Genomic DNA, 768 nt, shown 5'->3' with positions numbered 1-768 from the left:
ACAGGCAACCGAGCGGGCCTCCGAGGCCATGATCGCGCAGCACGCCGCCGACACGATGGGAGCCCTCGTCGAGCCGGGGCTCGACACCGACGAATTCGAACGCCCGGGCCGCGCCTGACACGGGCGCCCGACACGGGCGGTTGGCGGGCGGATGCCGGGCGCGGGAATTCGGGAGCGCCCGGCGGCGTTGTCCCTGAGATGCGTATTGTAATTGCAGGTGGACACGGAAAGATCGCCCGGCTTCTGACCCGGGACCTCACGGCTGACGGCCACGAGGTGATCGGACTGATCCGGAACCCGAACCAGGCGGACGACCTCCGCACCGACGGCGCGACCCCGGTCGTGCTCGATCTCGAGGCAACGACTCCCGCCGAGCTCGCGGAGGTTCTGTCCGGGGCCGACGTGGCCGTCTTCGCCGCAGGCGCAGGCGGGGGCAGCGGCGACGCGCGCAAGACGAGCGTCGACCTGGGGGCATCCGTTCTACTCGCCGATGCGGCGGAGACCGCAGGCGTGCGCCGGTTCCTGCAGGTCTCGTCGACCGGGGCCGACCTCGTGCGCGACGACGCCGAACCGGCCGGAGTGCCCGCGGACTTCGTGGCCTACCTCCGCGCCAAGCTCGCCGCGGAGGAGGATCTCGTGCGCCGGGACCTCGCCTGGACGATCGTGCGCCCGGCCGGTCTCACCGACGAGCCGGCCGCCGGGCTCGTGACCCTCGAGCACACCGGTCCGGGTATCCCGGAGGTGCGCGGCACGATCCCGCGCGCGGAC

General features: G+C 72.9%; 1 protein-coding gene. It reads left to right on the top strand.

Annotated elements, in window-relative coordinates; all coding sequences use genetic code 11:
* Positions 1–198 precede the first annotated feature (198 nt).
* The coding region (locus QN345_RS19580; RefSeq protein ID WP_323509183.1) for an NAD(P)-binding oxidoreductase at positions 199–768 on the top strand (570 nt) is incomplete at its 3' end.

It is taken from the genome of Cryobacterium sp. 10I1, assembly GCF_035019805.1.
Classification (GTDB): Bacteria; Actinomycetota; Actinomycetes; order Actinomycetales; family Microbacteriaceae; genus Cryobacterium; species Cryobacterium glucosi.
Note: the sequence above shows the minus strand (reverse complement) of the source record. Positions and strands in the feature narration are given on the sequence as shown.